The organism is Pseudomonas sp. R11F, assembly GCF_050312575.1.
Lineage (GTDB): Bacteria > Pseudomonadota > Gammaproteobacteria > Pseudomonadales > Pseudomonadaceae > Aquipseudomonas > Aquipseudomonas palleroniana.
Genome location: NZ_JBNPJU010000057.1, coordinates 124,532 through 141,347 on the forward strand (window position 1 = coordinate 124,532; position 16,816 = coordinate 141,347).

At 60.9% G+C, this 16,816-nt stretch carries 18 protein-coding genes; all 18 read left to right on the plus strand.

The window, feature by feature from the left end; translation table 11 throughout:
- Nucleotides 1-21: 21 nt before the first annotated feature.
- The 18 genes from ACQRBV_RS16170 (at nucleotide 22) to ACQRBV_RS16255 (ending at nucleotide 16,801) form a co-directional block, all read left to right on the plus strand.
- A complete protein-coding gene (locus ACQRBV_RS16170; protein WP_060756033.1) occupies nucleotides 22-366 on the plus strand; it encodes an Hpt domain-containing protein in 345 nt (114 codons plus the stop codon).
- Between the two features lie 116 nt (nucleotides 367-482).
- Nucleotides 483-1,829, plus strand: coding sequence for a flagellar hook-length control protein FliK (locus ACQRBV_RS16175; protein WP_411985153.1), 1,347 nt, complete (start codon nucleotides 483-485; stop codon nucleotides 1,827-1,829).
- 133 nt (nucleotides 1,830-1,962) lie between these two features.
- Nucleotides 1,963-2,463, plus strand: a complete 501-nt coding sequence (fliL, locus tag ACQRBV_RS16180; RefSeq protein WP_060756031.1) for a flagellar basal body-associated protein FliL — start codon at nucleotides 1,963-1,965, stop codon at nucleotides 2,461-2,463.
- A 9-nt stretch (nucleotides 2,464-2,472) separates the two neighbouring features.
- Complete coding sequence (gene fliM / locus ACQRBV_RS16185; RefSeq protein ID WP_090369530.1) at nucleotides 2,473-3,441, plus strand: flagellar motor switch protein FliM; 969 nt, start codon at nucleotides 2,473-2,475, stop codon at nucleotides 3,439-3,441.
- A gap of 46 nt (nucleotides 3,442-3,487) precedes the next feature.
- Nucleotides 3,488-3,955, plus strand: a complete 468-nt coding sequence (fliN, locus tag ACQRBV_RS16190) for a flagellar motor switch protein FliN (protein WP_104994424.1) — start codon at nucleotides 3,488-3,490, stop codon at nucleotides 3,953-3,955.
- A gap of 1 nt (nucleotide 3,956) precedes the next feature.
- Nucleotides 3,957-4,394, plus strand: coding sequence for a flagellar biosynthetic protein FliO (fliO, locus tag ACQRBV_RS16195; protein WP_161549131.1), 438 nt, complete (start codon nucleotides 3,957-3,959; stop codon nucleotides 4,392-4,394).
- A complete protein-coding gene (gene fliP / locus ACQRBV_RS16200; RefSeq protein ID WP_060756027.1) occupies nucleotides 4,394-5,137 on the plus strand; it encodes a flagellar type III secretion system pore protein FliP in 744 nt (247 codons plus the stop codon). Before fliO ends, fliP begins: the two co-directional genes overlap by 1 nt.
- Nucleotides 5,138-5,140: 3 nt before the next feature.
- A complete protein-coding gene (fliQ, locus tag ACQRBV_RS16205; protein ID WP_060756026.1) occupies nucleotides 5,141-5,410 on the plus strand; it encodes a flagellar biosynthesis protein FliQ in 270 nt (89 codons plus the stop codon).
- Nucleotides 5,411-5,417: 7 nt separating this feature from the next.
- Nucleotides 5,418-6,203, plus strand: a complete 786-nt coding sequence (gene fliR / locus ACQRBV_RS16210; RefSeq protein ID WP_060756025.1) for a flagellar biosynthetic protein FliR — start codon at nucleotides 5,418-5,420, stop codon at nucleotides 6,201-6,203.
- 3 nt (nucleotides 6,204-6,206) lie between these two features.
- Nucleotides 6,207-7,343, plus strand: coding sequence for a flagellar biosynthesis protein FlhB (flhB, locus tag ACQRBV_RS16215; protein ID WP_060756024.1), 1,137 nt, complete (start codon nucleotides 6,207-6,209; stop codon nucleotides 7,341-7,343).
- A 397-nt stretch (nucleotides 7,344-7,740) separates the two neighbouring features.
- The gene (locus tag ACQRBV_RS16220; protein ID WP_104994421.1) at nucleotides 7,741-7,944 is read left to right on the plus strand and encodes a cold-shock protein; all 204 of its coding nucleotides are present in this window, start codon (nucleotides 7,741-7,743) and stop codon (nucleotides 7,942-7,944) included.
- A gap of 143 nt (nucleotides 7,945-8,087) precedes the next feature.
- Nucleotides 8,088-10,202 carry a flagellar biosynthesis protein FlhA gene (gene flhA, locus ACQRBV_RS16225; RefSeq protein ID WP_218580543.1) on the plus strand — a complete coding sequence of 705 codons (2,115 nt, stop codon included), beginning with the start codon at nucleotides 8,088-8,090 and terminating at the stop codon, nucleotides 10,200-10,202.
- A 12-nt stretch (nucleotides 10,203-10,214) separates the two neighbouring features.
- Nucleotides 10,215-11,531, plus strand: coding sequence for a flagellar biosynthesis protein FlhF (gene flhF / locus ACQRBV_RS16230; RefSeq protein WP_161549132.1), 1,317 nt, complete (start codon nucleotides 10,215-10,217; stop codon nucleotides 11,529-11,531).
- A 105-nt stretch (nucleotides 11,532-11,636) separates the two neighbouring features.
- Nucleotides 11,637-12,470: a flagellar synthesis regulator FleN gene (fleN, locus tag ACQRBV_RS16235; protein WP_003192912.1), complete on the plus strand. Its 834-nt coding sequence runs from the start codon at nucleotides 11,637-11,639 to the stop codon at nucleotides 12,468-12,470.
- Nucleotides 12,467-13,207, plus strand: a complete 741-nt coding sequence (gene fliA, locus ACQRBV_RS16240) for an RNA polymerase sigma factor FliA (RefSeq protein ID WP_060756019.1) — start codon at nucleotides 12,467-12,469, stop codon at nucleotides 13,205-13,207. Before fleN ends, fliA begins: the two co-directional genes overlap by 4 nt.
- Before the next feature lie 168 nt (nucleotides 13,208-13,375).
- Complete coding sequence (locus ACQRBV_RS16245; RefSeq protein ID WP_160385018.1) at nucleotides 13,376-13,750, plus strand: chemotaxis response regulator CheY; 375 nt, start codon at nucleotides 13,376-13,378, stop codon at nucleotides 13,748-13,750.
- Between the two features lie 19 nt (nucleotides 13,751-13,769).
- Nucleotides 13,770-14,558, plus strand: a complete 789-nt coding sequence (locus tag ACQRBV_RS16250) for a protein phosphatase CheZ (RefSeq protein ID WP_060756018.1) — start codon at nucleotides 13,770-13,772, stop codon at nucleotides 14,556-14,558.
- Nucleotides 14,559-14,569: 11 nt separating this feature from the next.
- Nucleotides 14,570-16,801 (plus strand): chemotaxis protein CheA, encoded by a 2,232-nt coding sequence (locus ACQRBV_RS16255; RefSeq protein WP_411985152.1) that lies wholly within the window; start codon nucleotides 14,570-14,572, stop codon nucleotides 16,799-16,801.
- The last annotated feature ends 15 nt before the right edge of the window (nucleotides 16,802-16,816 follow it).

A 16,816-nucleotide genomic window follows, 5' to 3' on the forward strand; every position in this document is an offset into this window, starting at 1 on the left:
TCTTGATCAAGGAGCGAGCAAGTGGCTGAGATTCATCTGGACCCTGAAGTGCTGTCGGGTTTGCAGGACGTCATGGAGAGCGAGTACCCCAAGTTGCTCGACACCTTCCTTGACGACTCGCAGAAGCGCGTCGAAGCCCTGCGCAAGGCGCGCGATGACGCCAAGGCGCTGGGGCGAATCGCCCATAGTTTCAAGGGCAGCAGCGGCAACCTCGGGGCGGTACGGTTGGCGCAGCTGTGCCAGCGGCTGGAAGTGGAGTCGGTTGGGGCGACGGCGGACCTGGGGGCGCTGGTGGATCAGATTGACCGTGAGTTTGCTCTGGTTCGGCCTATGTATGAGTCGGAGAAGCAGCGGTTTGGGCTTTAGCTGTTAAAGAAGCGTAAGTCGACGTCCTGCATACGCACAGACACAAACCTGGCCCGACTCTTGCTCTACCTCCTGGCACAGCATCCCCGACCCCTGTGCAGTGGAGACCTTTACCTATGCCAGTCGCCCCCAACTCGCTCCTCCAGGCTGCCCCCGCAGCCAAGCCTCAAGCGCCCGCCGCTACACCTGTGGCAGCTGCTGCGGCCCCGCAGGACAAGGGCCCTGGCTTTGCTCAAGTGTTCGCCAGCCAAGGTTCGAAGTCGTCGGTGAAGAGCGGCGACACCCCGACCCAATCCACCCGTGACAAGCCTTCGGTTAGCAGCGCCTCGTCGGTGGATAGCAACGACAAGCCTGCCGCCAGCAAGCCAGCGGTTGCCGATAGCGGCAATCCCTTGCCTGCCAACCCGCCGGCCAAGTCCGATGACAGCGCCGGCAGTGACGACGCCAAGCCCACCGACCCGTCCCTGGTCCAGCAACCTCCCGTTGACCCCGTGGTCGACCCGGCGGTGATTGCCGCCGTCACCCCGGTGGTAGCTGTGCCTGTTCCTGTGGAAACCCCGGCCCCTGCTGCCGCGGCCAAGGATGACAAGGCCCAGCCGGTGGTTGCCGCACCCGTCGCGGCGACGGATGACACCCCGCAGCCGGCGTTCGATCCGTCGGCCGACCCACTGGACTCGATGCCGACCGTGCGTTTGGCAATGGAGCAGGGCGGGCACGTGTCGGCCAGCAGCCAGGCGCCGCAGAAAACCCCATCGGCGCCGACCCAGGACCAACCGACCGCTGCGCAGAGTTTCGCGGCCGGCCTGGCGACAATGGTCGATCAACAGGCCACCAAGGACAGCACCGATGGCGGTGACAAAGCCTTCAGCGGGCTGATCGACAGTGGCCTCAAGGATTTGAAAGAGGCCAGCAGCGATACCCGCGTCGATGACTTCGCCAACCGCCTGGCCGCGCTGACCCAGGCCGCCACGCCGAAAACGGCTAACGCCTTGCCGCCGGTGGCCAATGCGCCGCTGGCCATGCACCAGAGCGGCTGGACCGAAGAAGTGGTCAATCGCGTGATGTACCTGTCCAGCGCCGGCCTCAAGTCGGCCGAGATCCAATTGCAGCCGGCAGAGCTGGGGCGCCTGGATATCAAGGTCAACATGACGCCGGACCAACAGGCTCAGGTCCAGTTCATGAGCGGCCATGCCGTGGTGCGCGAGGCCCTGGAAAGCCAGTCTGGACGTTTGCGGGAGATGTTTGCCCAGCAGGGCATGGGGCAGGTGGACGTCAACGTTTCCGACCAGTCCCGTGGCCAGGAGCAGCAGCAACAAGCTCAGGCTCAGGCCCAGGCCGGCTTGAGTGGCAGTGGCAGGCGCGGGGACAGCGGCGAGAGTAGTGGGCACATCGACGTGGCTGAAACAGCGGCGCCCGTCATTTCCAGCGTGATCGGGTCCAGCGCGGTTGATTACTACGCCTGATTCGTAACCAACTGTGGGAGGGGCTTGCTCCCACTTTGATGTGCTGGGCCTGCATGGCAGACAACTCTGGCATAACACTTGCTCTTGCCTTTCCGTAGATCTATGAATCCCCGAATAGTGACGGATTATTGGCATGGCGAAGAGCGACGACGCAGCAACTCCACCCGCAGGCAAAGGCAAGCTCAAGCTGATCCTGGTGATTGTGCTGGGCCTGCTCCTGGCCATTGGCGCCTCTGTTGGCGGCACGTGGTACATCATGCACAGCAGTGCCAGCAAACCGGCCCCCGCCGCCGAAACCGCCACTAACGTCAAGCAACCGGCAATCTTCGAGCCGATGCTTCCGGCCTTTGTCGCCAACTTCAATCAGAACGGTCATCAACGCTACCTGCAGGTGAGCATCACCTTGCTGGCGCGTAACCAGGCAGATCTGGACGCCCTCAAGGTGCATATGCCGGTGATCCGCAACAACCTGGTGATGCTGTTCTCCGGGCAGAGCTTCGACACCCTGGCCACCCCTGTGGGCCAGGAAATGCTGCGTCAGAAGGTCACTGCCAGTGTGCAGGAAGTGGCCCAGAAAGAGCTCGGCAAAGTCGTGGTCGAGCAGGCGCTCTTCACTAACTTCGTATTGCAGTAGGATCACGACATGGCCGTGCAAGACCTGCTGTCCCAGGATGAAATCGATGCGCTGTTGCATGGCGTCGACGATGGTCTGGTACAGACCGACATGGCTGCCGAGCCCGGCAGCATCAAAAGCTACGACCTGACCAGCCAGGATCGCATCGTCCGTGGACGCATGCCGACCCTGGAAATGATCAATGAGCGTTTTGCCCGCTACACTCGTATCAGCATGTTCAACATGCTGCGCCGCTCGGCGGATGTGGCGGTGGGCGGCGTGCAGGTGATGAAGTTCGGCGAGTACGTGCACTCGCTGTACGTGCCCACCAGCCTCAACCTGGTCAAGATCAAGCCGTTGCGCGGCACCGCGTTGTTCATCCTTGACGCTAAATTGGTGTTCAAGCTGGTGGATAACTTCTTCGGTGGCGACGGCCGTCACGCCAAGATCGAAGGCCGTGAATTCACACCGACTGAATTGCGTGTGGTGCGCATGGTGCTGGAGCAAGCCTTTATCGACTTGAAGGAAGCCTGGCAGGCGATCATGGAAGTCAATTTCGAGTACATCAACTCGGAAGTGAACCCGGCCATGGCCAACATCGTTGGCCCCAGCGAGGCCATTGTGGTCTCCACTTTCCACATCGAACTCGATGGCGGTGGCGGCGACCTGCACGTGACCATGCCGTATTCGATGATCGAGCCGGTGCGTGAAATGCTCGACGCCGGTTTCCAGTCCGACCTGGACGATCAGGACGAGCGTTGGGTCAAGGCCCTGCGCGAAGACCTGCTGGATGTCGACGTGCCGCTGAACGCCACCGTCGCCCGTCGCCAGTTGCGTCTGCGCGACATTTTGCACATGCAGCCGGGGGACGTCATTCCGGTGGACTTGCCCGAAGAAATGATCATGCGGGCCAATGGTGTGCCATCGTTCAAGGTCAAGCTCGGTTCCCACAAGGGCAACCTGGCGTTGCAAGTGATCGAACCGATCAACCGCCGCTGACCCGCCCTAATTTATTGATGAATGTTTGCTTCGCCGAGGACATGTAATGGCTACCGAACACGAAAACACTTCCGCCGAAGACCAGGCTCTGGCTGACGAATGGGCGGCAGCCCTGGAAGAGACCGGCGATGTAGGCCAGGACGATATCGACGCGCTGCTGGCCGCCGACGCCGCCAGCTCATCCGCCGGCACTCGCCTGCCCATGGAAGAATTCGGCAGCATGCCGAAAAACAACAACCCGGTGAGCCTCGACGGGCCGAACCTGGACGTGATCCTCGACATCCCGGTGTCGATTTCCATGGAAGTGGGCAGTACCGAAATCAACATCCGCAACCTGCTGCAACTCAACCAGGGTTCGGTGATCGAGCTCGACCGCCTGGCCGGTGAGCCGCTGGACGTGCTGGTCAACGGGACATTGATTGCCCACGGCGAAGTGGTGGTGGTCAACGAGAAGTTCGGTATCCGCCTGACCGACGTGATCAGCCCGAGCGAACGCATCAAGAAGTTGCGCTGATATGAAGTCTTCGATGGCGGGACTGTTACTGGCGCTGCCATTGAGCGCCCTGGCGGCGGAGCCGGTCGCGCAAGTGGCGGCGGCTCCCGTGGTCAGCAGTGGCATCGGCGGCCAGTTGACCCAGCTGGTGCTGGGGTTGTTGCTGGTGGTCGGCTTGATTTTCGTGCTGGCCTGGTTGATGCGTCGTGTGCAGCGCATCGGCCCGGGCAATGGTCAGGTCATCGAGATGATCGGCTCGCGGGCCCTCGGCCCGCGTGATCGCCTGGTGCTGGTGCAGGTCGGCGAGGAGCAGATCCTGCTGGGTATCACACCGGGCCGCATCACTGCGCTGCATGTGCTCAAGACGCCGGTGGAAGCGGCCAAGACCGAGGCCGCCACGCCAGAATTCGCCCAGCGCCTGATGGAGTTGCTGGGCAAGGATCAGAAGGATAAGAAGTAATGCGCGTTTTATTGACGCTCATGCTGTTGCTGGCTGCGCCATTGGCGTGGGCCGCCGACCCGTTGTCGATCCCGGCAATCACGCTGGGCACCAATGCCGCCGGGGCGCAGGAGTATTCGGTCAGCCTGCAGATCCTGCTGATCATGACCGCGCTGAGTTTTATCCCGGCGTTTGTCATGCTGATGACCAGCTTCACGCGGATCATCATTGTCTTCTCGATCCTGCGCCAGGCCCTGGGCCTGCAGCAGACGCCGTCGAACCAGATCCTCACCGGCATGGCCTTGTTCTTGACGCTGTTCATCATGGCACCGGTGTTCGACAAGGTGAACCAGCAAGCACTGCAACCGTACCTGGCGGAAAAGCTCACCGCCCAGGACGCGATCGACAAGGCCCAGGGGCCGATCAAGGACTTCATGCTCTCGCAGACCCGCTCCAGCGACCTTGAGCTGTTCATGCGTTTGTCCAAGCGTACCGACATCGCCACCCCGGATCAGGCCCCGTTGACCATCCTGGTGCCGGCGTTCGTCACGTCCGAATTGAAGACCGCGTTCCAGATCGGTTTCATGATCTTCATCCCGTTCCTGATCATCGACCTGGTGGTAGCGAGTGTGTTGATGGCCATGGGGATGATGATGCTGTCGCCGCTGATCATCTCGTTGCCGTTCAAGATCATGCTGTTTGTGTTGGTGGACGGCTGGGCGCTGATTATCGGCACCTTGGCCGGCAGTTTCGGAGGGGTATAGCGCATGACTCCAGAAGTTGCGGTCGACCTGTTCCGTGAAGCGCTGTGGCTGACCACCATGATGGTCGCCGTGCTGGTGGTGCCGAGCCTGTTGGTCGGCCTGCTGGTGGCGATGTTCCAGGCCGCGACCCAGATCAACGAACAGACCTTGAGCTTCTTGCCGCGCCTGCTGGTGATGCTGGTCACCCTGATTGTCGCCGGCCCGTGGCTGGTGCGCACTTTCATGGAATACATCCTGCAGTTGTACGGCAGTATTCCGCAGTTGATCGGCTGACCTGCCCATGCAATCCGTGTTGGCTTTGACCGACACCCAGATCAGTACCTGGGTGGCGTCTTTCATCTTGCCGATGTTTCGCGTGACGGCGGTGCTGATGACCATGCCGGTGTTCGGCACCACCTTGGTCCCGCGACGTATCCGCCTGTATTTTGCCGTTGCCATTACCGTGGTGATTGTCCCCGGGCTGCCGCCGATGCCGCCGGTGAATGCCCTGGACCTCAGCGCGTTGTTGCTGATTGCCGAGCAGATCCTGATCGGCGCATTGCTGGGCTTTTCGCTGACCCTGTTCTTCCAGGCGTTTGTGATCGCCGGGCAAATTATCTCGATCCAGATGGGCATGGGCTTCGCGTCCATGGTCGACCCCACCAACGGCGTGTCGGCAGCGGTGATCGGGCAGTTCCTGACCATGCTGGTGACGTTGCTGTTCCTGTCGATGAATGGCCATCTGGTGGTGTTCGAGGTCATGACTGAGAGCTTCACCACCTTGCCGGTGGGCTCGGGGTTGGTGGTCAACCATTTCTGGGAGTTGGTCGGTCGCCTGACTTGGGTGCTGGGCGCTTCGCTGTTGCTGGTGCTGCCGGCAATCACCGCGCTGCTGGTGGTCAACATCGCGTTTGGGGTGATGACCCGTGCGGCGCCGCAGTTGAATATCTTCTCGATCGGTTTCCCGCTGACCCTGGTGCTGGGCATGGGGATTTTCTGGGTCGGCATGGCTGACATTCTCAATCAGTATCAACCGCTGGCGACCGACGCCTTGCAGTTCTTACGTGATCTGGCACGGGCGCGCTGAGCCATGGCCGAGAGCGAGAGTGGCCAGGACAAAACAGAAGACCCCACGGAGAAACGTAAGAAGGAATCCCGGGAAAAGGGCGAGATTGCCCGCTCCAAAGAGCTCAATACACTCGCCGTGATGCTGGCCGGCGCCGGTGGCCTGTTGATCTACGGCGGCGGCCTGGCGCTGGACCTGATGGAGCTGATGAAGCTCAACTTCGCCTTGCCCCGTGAGGTGTTGCTGAGCCCCGGCGCCATGGGCCTGTACCTGCTGCACTCGGGCAAGATCGCCCTGCTGGCGGTGCAGCCGGTGCTGATCACGCTGCTGCTGGCGGCGTTGATCGGCCCGGTGTCCTTGGGGGGCTGGTTGTTTGCCGCCGGCAGCATGGCGCCCAAGTTCAGCCGGATGAACCCGGGGCCGGGGCTCAAGCGTATGTTTTCCGGCAAGGCACTGGTTGAGTTGCTCAAGGCGCTGGCCAAATTCATCCTGATTCTGTTCGTGGCGCTGACGGTGTTGTCGTCCGATATCGACGACTTGCTGCGCATCGCCCACGAGCCGTTGGAGTCAGCCATCATCCACAGCGTACAAGTGGTGGGCTGGAGTGCGCTGTGGATGGCCTGCGGGCTGATCATCATTGCGGCGGTGGATGCGCCGATCCAGCTGTGGGAAAGCCACAAGAAACTGCTGATGACCAAGCAGGAAGTGCGCGACGAGCACAAGGACCAGGAAGGACGCCCCGAGGTCAAACAGCGTATCCGGCAACTGCAACGCGAAATGTCCCAGCGCAAGATGATGGCGGCGGTGCCCGATGCCGATGTGGTCATCACCAACCCGACTCACTACGCCGTGGCGCTCAAGTACGACCCGGAGAAGGGCGGCGCGCCGATGCTGCTGGCCAAGGGCAGCGACTTCACGGCCCTGAAAATCCGCGAAATCGCCGTGGCCAACGACATCCTGCTGCTGGAGTCGCCGGCGCTTGCGCGGTCGATCTTCTATTCCACCGATCTCGATCAAGAGATTCCCGCCGGGTTGTACCTGGCCGTGGCCCAGGTGCTGGCGTATGTCTATCAGATCCGCCAATACCGAGCGGGCAAGGGCAAGCGTCCAGATCCCCTCAAGGACTTGCCGATTCCGCCGGAATTGCGTCGGGATTCCTGAAAGCCACGCTAATTCGCCAAACCTTGACGGAAGGAGCGGGCTGCATACCACTCGTCGTGAATGCCCGCTACCTGTCAACTTTGACAGTAGTCAGCAAAGCCCCCTCGCGGTTCTATTGCCTCAAGCACTGCGCGCAGGCTGTAAACGAGATGCAGGGAGAATGGTTTTGAAACTACTCAGAGGCAAGGTCAAATCTTATGACCCGCAGTCCGGAAAAGGTTTGATTGCCCTGAAAGGTGCGGACGACGTGAAAGTGGACCTCATCGGTTCACGCTGCATTCGGCTCGCGGTGGGCCAGCACGTGGAATTTCAGGGGATACACCGACCGGACGGTATTTATGCAGTCGGCGTCAGGGTTATCCCGCGAGTTCTTGAGTGATAAGTCAGGAGAACGGCGATGGCAACAGGCACGGTGAAATGGTTCAACGCGGAAAAGGGCTTCGGGTTTATCACTCCGGAGGGTGGCGGGGGTGACGTTTTTGTCCACTATTCCGCGATTCAAGGTGATGGATACAAAACCATTGGCGAAGGTGAAAAAGTGGAGTTTGAAATAACCCAGGGGCAAAAAGGCCCTCAGGCGGAAAACGTGCGCCCCGCGTAAATCCGGCAACATGCCCTCGCTGAGGGCGATCTGTCCCTTGAAGCAAAAGTTGGAAGGCTTCTTGCAACCCGGCCTGCAGGACGCCTCCCAGCGTCAAAACTTTGCTTCAAGGGACACGAGGAATACCGGTGGATCGCTCTCAAATGCTCAGCACGGCCCGTGGCACCCTGACTGACCTCTCGCGGGGCAATCTGGGGGTGCCGTTGTTGTTGCTGGTGATGCTGGCAATGATGATGTTGCCAATGCCGCCGTTCTTGCTGGACGTGTTCTTCACTTTCAACATTGCCCTGTCGGTCGTGGTGCTGCTGGTGTGCGTCTACGCCCTGCGGCCCCTGGACTTCGCGGTTTTCCCCACCATCCTGCTGGTTGCCACGCTGTTGCGCCTGGCACTGAACGTGGCGTCTACCCGGGTGGTCATGCTGCACGGCCAGGACGGTCACGCCGCCGCCGGTAAGGTGATTCAGGCCTTCGGTGAGGTGGTGATCGGCGGTAACTACGTGGTCGGTATCGTGGTGTTCGCGATCCTGATGATCATCAACTTCGTGGTGGTGACCAAGGGTGCCGGGCGGATTTCCGAGGTGAGCGCGCGGTTTACCCTCGATGCAATGCCTGGCAAACAGATGGCCATCGACGCCGACCTCAACGCCGGTCTGATCGACCAAGGCCAGGCCAAGGCGCGCCGTGCGGAAGTCGCCCAGGAAGCCGAGTTTTACGGTTCCATGGACGGTGCCAGCAAATTCGTGCGCGGTGACGCCATTGCCGGCTTGCTGATTCTGTTCATCAACCTGATCGGCGGCATGGCGGTCGGTATCTTCCAGCACGGCATGACGTTCGGTGATGCGGGCAAGGTCTACGCCTTGCTGACCATTGGTGACGGTTTAGTGGCGCAATTGCCATCACTGTTGTTATCTACAGCCGCAGCCATCATGGTGACCCGTGCTTCGGGTTCCGAAGACATGGGCAAGCAGATCAGCCGCCAGATGTTCGCCTCGCCGAAGGCGCTGGCGGTGGCGGCAGCGATTATGGCGATCATGGGCATCGTGCCGGGTATGCCGCATGTGTCGTTCCTCAGCATGGCGGCCATGGCGGCCGGCGCTGCCTACCTGTTCTGGCGCAAGCAGAACCAGGTGAAGGTCCTGGCTCAGCAGGAAATCGCCCGTCAGCAGGAACTGTTGCCATCGCCGGCCCGTGCCCAGGAAACCAAGGAGCTTGGCTGGGACGACGTGACCCCGATCGACATGATCGGCCTGGAAGTGGGCTACCGCCTGATCCCTCTGGTGGACCGTAACCAGGGCGGCCAGTTGCTTGCGCGCATCAAGGGGGTCCGCAAGAAGTTGTCTCAGGACCTGGGCTTCCTGATGCCGACCGTACACATCCGCGACAACCTCGACCTGGCCCCCAGTGCCTATCGCCTGACCCTGATGGGTGTGATCCTGGCCGAAGCCGAGATCTACCCGGACCGCGAACTGGCGATCAACCCCGGCCAGGTGTTCGGTACGCTCAATGGCATTACCGCCAAAGATCCGGCTTTCGGCCTGGATGCGGTGTGGGTCGAAGTCAGCCAGCGCAGCCAGGCGCAATCCCTGGGATATACGGTGGTGGACGCCAGCACGGTGGTCGCCACCCACCTTAACCAGATTCTGTACAAGCACTCCCATGAGCTGATCGGCCATGAGGAAGTCCAGCAATTGATGGGGTTGCTGGCCAAAGCCTCGCCAAAACTGGCCGAAGAGCTGGTGCCGGGGGTGCTGTCGCTGTCGCAGTTGCTCAAAGTGCTGCAGGCGTTGCTCGCCGAGCAAGTGCCGGTGCGCGACATTCGCAGCATCGCGGAAGCCATCGCCAACAATGCCGCCAAGAGTCAAGATACTGCCGCTCTGGTGGCCGCCGTACGCGTCGGCTTGTCCCGTGCCATCGTGCAAAGCATTGTAGGCATTGAGTCTGAGCTGCCTGTGATCACCTTGGAGCCCAGGTTGGAACAAATATTGCTCAATAGTATCCAGAAGGCCGGACAAGGCCAGGAAGAGGGCGTTCTGCTGGAGCCGAGCATGGCTGAAAAACTCCAGCGTTCGTTGATCGAAGCGGCGCAGCGCCAGGAAATGGCGGGCCATCCGGTGATTCTGCTGGTGGCGGGGCCGGTTCGAGCGATGTTGTCGCGGTTCGGACGCCTGGCAGTACCGAATTTGCACGTTTTGGCTTATCAGGAAATTCCTGACAACAAGCAAGTGACTATCGTCGCGACAGTAGGGCCCAACGGCTGAGGGTAGTGGGTTATGCAAGTTAAGCGTTTTTTCGCCGCCGATATGCGTCAGGCCATGAAACTGGTCCGTGATGAGCTGGGCGCCGATGCCGCGATTATCGGTAACCGTCGCATTGCCGGCGGTGTCGAGCTGACGGCTGCCCTGGATTACACCCCCCAGGCGTTGGCGCCGCGCGTGCCGAACATGGAACTCGAAGACGAGTTGCGCAAGACCGCCTCGCGCATTGTGTCGGCCCAGGCCGAGCTGAGCATGCGTGGCGACAGCGACGCTACCACCAATCGCCAATTGTTCGCCGGCCTGCCGCTGACGGCCGCCGAGCCGCTGGTCGAGCCGACCTTCGTTGAACCGCCACGTCCCGCAGCGCCGGCCCCGGCGGCTGCGGTCGACCAGCGCGTGTTCGACTCGATGCGCTCTGAACTCAATGGCCTGCGTGAACTGCTCGAAGTGCAGTTGGGTTCGTTGGCCTGGACACAGTTGCAAGGCAGCAAGCCGCACCAGGCCAACCTGTGGCGTCGCTTGCAGCGTATCGGCCTGTCCGGCCCGCTGTCCCGCGACCTGCTGGCGCTGACCACCGAGGTCGAAGAGCCCCGCCAGGCGTGGCGCATGTTGCTGGCCCACTTGGCCCGCATGATCGTCACCCCGGAGCTCGAACCGCTGGAAGAGGGCGGCGTGATCGCCATGGTCGGCCCGGCCGGCATGGGCAAGACCACCACCCTGGCCAAGCTGGCCGCCCGGTATGTGCTCAAGTACGGCGCGTCGAGTATCGCGCTGGTGAGCATGGACAGTTATCGTATCGGCGCCCAGGAACAGCTCAAGACCCTGGGGCGCATCCTCAATGTGCCGGTGACCCACGTCGACCCGGGCCAGTCCCTGGCCAATGCCCTTGACCCGCTGTTGCGCAAGCGCGTGGTGTTGATCGACACCGCCGGCCTGCAAGCCAGCGATCCGGCGCTGCGCATGCAGCTGGAAAGCCTGGCCGGGCGTGGCATCAAGGCGAAAAATTACCTGGTGCTTGCAACCACCAGCCAGAAACAGGTTCTTACCGCTGCGTACCACAGCTACAAACGTTGCGGCCTGGCGGGTTGCATCCTCACCAAACTAGACGAAACTGCAAACTTGGGTGAGGTGTTGAGCCTGGCTATCGGTCATGAATTACCGGTTGCCTACCTGACCGATGGCCCGCGGATTCCAGATGATTTGCATCTGCCGCGTCGTCATCAGTTGGTCAGCCGTGCTGTCAGCGTGCAAATGCAAGAAGAGCCTAGCGAGGAAGCGATGGCTGATATGTTCGCCGACCTTTACCACAACCCGGCAAAACGGGTGGGGTGAGGCAGGATGAGCACTGTGAAATGTATCTACATTGATGGTCTGCAAGCGATTCACGCGACCAAGCCGTGTAGCCTGCGTCTAAGCAAGACAAGGTAAAGAAATAAAATGGGCAGCATGCATCCTGTACAGGTGATCGCGGTGACCGGCGGCAAAGGTGGCGTCGGGAAAACTAACGTGTCGGTGAATTTGTCCCTGGCCCTGGCAGAACTTGGCCGTCGCGTCATGCTGCTGGATGCTGACCTGGGCCTGGCGAACGTGGACGTTCTGCTGGGGCTGACACCCAAACACACCCTCGCCGATGTGATCGAGGGCCGTTGCGAGCTGCGCGATGTGCTGCTGCAAGGCCCCGGAGGCATTCGTATCGTGCCTGCCGCCTCGGGCACCCAGAGCATGGTGCACCTGAGCCCGGCGCAGCACGCCGGCCTGATCCAGGCGTTCAGCGATATCGGCGACAACCTCGATGTGCTGGTGATCGACACCGCCGCCGGGATCGGCGAATCCGTGGTCAGCTTCGTGCGCGCCGCGCAGGAAGTATTGCTGGTGGTCTGCGACGAACCCACCTCGATCACCGACGCCTATGCTCTGATCAAACTGCTTAACCGTGACTACGGCATGAACCGCTTCCGCGTGCTGGCCAACATGGCCCAAAGCCCGCAGGAAGGCCGGAATCTGTTCGCCAAGTTGACCAAGGTCACGGACCGTTTTCTCGATGTCGCCTTACAATACGTTGGCGCAGTTCCCTATGACGAGTGTGTGCGCAAGGCCGTGCAAAAGCAGCGTGCGGTCTATGAAGCGTTCCCTCGTTCCAAATGCGCGTTGGCGTTCAAGGCTATTGCCCAGAAGGTCGATACCTGGCCGTTGCCTGCCAACCCGCGGGGGCATCTGGAGTTTTTCGTCGAGCGATTGGTGCATCAGACGAGCGCAGGACCGGTGCTATGACAGCCAGCGGCTATAACCTTTACAAGAAATCGGCACGTGACAGCCAGGGCGAATTGATCGAGCGCTATGCGCCCTTGGTCAAGCGCATTGCCTACCACTTGCTGGCGCGCCTGCCGGCCAGTGTGCAGGTGGAAGACCTGATCCAGGCCGGCATGATCGGCTTGCTCGAAGTGTCGACCAAATATGACGCGAGCAAGGGTGCGAGTTTCGAGACGTATGCGGGTATCCGTATCCGTGGCGCGATGCTCGATGAGGTCCGTAAAGGGGATTGGGCGCCGCGTTCGGTACACCGCAACACGCGAATGGTCAGTGATGCCATTCGCGCAATTGAAGCAAAAACCGGTCGTGACGCTAAAGATCATGAAGTTGCGGCCGAACTCCAATTGAGTCTCGATGATTATTACGGGATTTTGAACGATACCTTGGGCAGCCGCCTGTTCAGTTTCGACGACCTGTTACAGGACGGCGAACACGAAGGGCTGCACGAGGACGGCGCGAGTGCACATCTCGAACCGTCGCGTGACCTGGAAGATGAGCGTTTCCAGAGGGCGTTGGCGGACGCGATTGCCAATTTGCCGGAGCGTGAGCGACTGGTGTTGGCGCTGTACTACGACGAAGAGCTGAACCTCAAGGAAATCGGTGAGGTCCTGGGGGTCAGCGAATCGCGTGTCAGCCAGCTGCATAGCCAGTGCGCAGCCCGCTTGCGGGGGCGGTTGGGGGAGTGGCGCGCGCGCTGACAGGCAGTGTGGGGACACTGTAGACGCGCCGCGAAAGTCGAAGGCTTTTGCGGGGTCGTGCCGTGGTGCCCTGGGCAGTCCTTTGTTGTGTAACGCCTGTTGATTGAAATGGCGCGTCCAGGTGCTGGGCGCGTTTAAGACTGCTTGGAGGTCGAATTGGACAAGAACATGAAAATCCTCATCGTTGATGACTTCTCAACGATGCGGCGGATCATAAAAAATCTGTTGCGTGACCTTGGGTTCACCAACACGGTCGAGGCGGATGACGGCCTTACGGCGATCCCGATCCTCAACAGTGGGAGCATCGACTTTCTGGTAACGGACTGGAACATGCCGGGCATGACCGGTATCGACTTGTTGCGCCACGTGCGCGCCGACGAAAAATTGCGCAGCCTTCCCGTGTTGATGGTGACCGCCGAAGCCAAGCGTGAACAGATCATCGAAGCCGCCCAGGCCGGGGTCAACGGTTACGTGGTCAAGCCATTCACTGCACAGGCGTTGAAAGAGAAGATCGAAAAAATCTTCGAGCGCATCCACGGCTAACGCCATCGCAGGGGGAGCTATGGAGCATACAGAATCATCACAGAAAGACTTTGAGTCGACTCTGAAAAAACATGCCCACCAGTTGGTCGAAAGCCTGGAAAAAGGCCAGTTCGGCGACGCGGTGCAGTTGATCCATGAGCTCAATCAGACGCGTGACCGCGGCCTGTATCAGGAAGTGGGCAAGCTGACACGTGAGCTGCACAGTGCGATCGTCAATTTTCAGATTGACCCGCACATGCCCCAGGCCGAAGAAATTTCGCAAATCACCGATGCCACCGAACGCTTGTCCTATGTGGTCAGGCTGACTGAGGCGGCGGCCAACCGCACCATGGACCTGGTGGAAAACGCCACGCCGCTGGTCAACGGCATGGCCAACGAAGCCCAGGCCCTCAGCGTTGACTGGGGCCGCTTCATGCGTCGCGAAGTGGGCGCCGAAGAGTTTCGTGAATTGGCGCGTCGGGTTGAAGGTTTCCTGTCGCGCAGTGAGCAGGACAACCGTACGGTTTCCAGCAACCTCAACGACATTTTGCTGGCCCAGGATTACCAGGACCTCACCGGTCAAGTGATCAAGCGTGTGACCCAGTTGGTCACCGAAGTGGAAAGCAACCTGCTCAAATTGGTGCTGATGGCCGGCCAGGTCGACCGCTTTGCCGGTATCGAACATGACCGCGCAGCGATCCTTTCGGAAAAAGATCCACAAAAACATCTCGCCAAGGGTGAAGGTCCGCAGATTCATGCCGATAAACGTGAAGACGTCGTATCCGGTCAAGATGACGTAGACGATTTGCTGTCCAGTTTAGGCTTCTAAGGAGCACCCACATGAGCTTCGGCGCCGATGAAGAGATCCTTCAGGATTTCCTTGTAGAGGCCGGCGAAATTTTAGAGCAACTGTCCGAGCAACTGGTCGAGCTGGAAAGCCGCCCGGATGATGCGAACCTGCTCAATGCAATTTTTCGCGGTTTTCACACTGTAAAAGGGGGCGCCGGCTTCCTCCAGCTCCATGAGCTGGTGGAGTGCTGCCACATCGCCGAGAACGTGTTCGACATCCTGCGCAAGGGTGAGCGTCACGTTGATTCGGAATTGATGGACGTGATTCTCGAAGCCCTGGATGCGGTCAATGGCATGTTCAGCCAGGTCCGTGAACGTGCGCCGATCACGGCCGCCACGCCCGAGCTGCTGGCCGCCCTGGCGCGCTACGCAGAGCCTGCCGACACCTCGGCCGCGCCGGCGGTGGAAGCCGCCCCGGAACCGGTTGCCGAACCTGAGCCGGATGTGACCGATAGCGAGTTCGAGCAACTGCTCAACTCCCTCAGCGCGGCGAAGGCCGAAGCCGAAGCTCCGGCGGCACCTGCTGCCGTGCCGACCAGCGAAGACATCACCGACGCCGAATTTGAATCCTTGCTCGACCAGTTGCATGGCAAGGGCCAGTTCGCCGCCGATGCCGTGGCGCCTGCTGCAGCTTCCGAAGCGCCTGCGGCCCCGGCCAGCACCGACATTACCGACGACGAATTCGAAGCGTTGCTCGACCAACTGCACGGCAAAGGCACGTTCGCGGCCGAAGCCCTGCCGGAAGTTGCCGCGACAGCGGCTGCGCCGACGGCTGCCAAGCCGCCTGTTACGCCGCCTGCCAGTGCGCAGCCAGCCGGCGACGGGCTGATTTCCGAGCACGAATTCGAAGCCTTGCTCGACGAATTGCACGGCAAGGGCAAGTTCAGTGAAGTACCCCCGGCGGCGGCTGCGACCGCTACCCCGGTAGCGGCGAAACCTGCACCTGCACCTGCTGCTGCACCTGCTGCCGCCAAGCCGGCTCCTGCTGCTGCGCCGGCCGCTGCACCGGCGCGTGCCGCCGCTGCACCAGTGGCCGAAAAGCCGGCCAGCGAAGCTGAAACCACGGTGCGCGTGGACACGGCGCGGCTGGACGACATCATGAACATGGTCGGCGAGCTGGTGTTGGTGCGTAACCGCCTGGTACGCCTGGGCCTGAGCAGTGGCGACGAGTCGATGCAGAAGGCCGTGTCGAACCTCGACGTGGTCACCGCCGACCTGCAGACCGCTGTGATGAAAACGCGGATGCAGCCGATCAAGAAAGTCTTCGGCCGCTTCCCGCGCCTGGTTCGTGACCTGGCGCGCCAGCTCAAGAAAGAGATCAACCTGGAGCTGGTGGGGGAAGAAACCGACCTCGACAAAAACCTGGTCGAGGCCCTGGCTGACCCGCTGGTCCACTTGGTGCGCAACGCAGTCGACCACGGCGTCGAAACCCCTGAAGAACGTGAAGCCTCGGGCAAGTCCCGCGGCGGCAAGGTGATTCTGGCGGCCGAGCAAGAAGGCGACCATATCCTGTTGTCGATCACCGATGACGGCAAGGGCATGGACCCGACCATCCTGCGCAACATTGCAGTCAAGCGCGGTGTGATGGACAAGGATGCCGCCGACCGTCTGACCGACACCGAGTGCTACAACCTGATCTTCGCCCCGGGCTTCTCGACCAAGACCGAGATTTCCGACGTGTCTGGTCGTGGCGTCGGCATGGACGTGGTGAAGACCAAGATCAGCCAGCTCAACGGCTCGATCAATATCTACTCGACCAAGGGCCAGGGCTCGAAGATCGTGATCAAGGTGCCGTTGACCTTGGCGATCATGCCGACCCTGATGGTGATGCTGGGCAACCAGGCGTTCGCGTTCCCGCTGGTCAACGTCAACGAGATCTTCCACCTCGACCTGTCGCGCACCAATGTGGTGGATGGCCAGGAAGTGGTGATCGTGCGTGACAAGGCGCTGCCGCTGTTCTACCTCAAGCGCTGGCTGGTTGCGTCTGCTGCCCATGAAGAGCAGCGCGAAGGCCACGTGGTGATCCTGTCCGTGGGCACCCAGCGTATCGGCTTTGTTGTCGATCAACTGGTGGGCCAGGAAGAAGTGGTCATCAAGCCTTTGGGCAAAATGCTGCAGGGAACCCCGGGCATGTCGGGTGCGACCATCACCGGTGACGGTCGGATCGCGCTGATTCTCGATGTTCCGAGCATGCTCAAGCGTTACGCCGCTCGGCGTATTTGATTCTGGTGGGGGTTG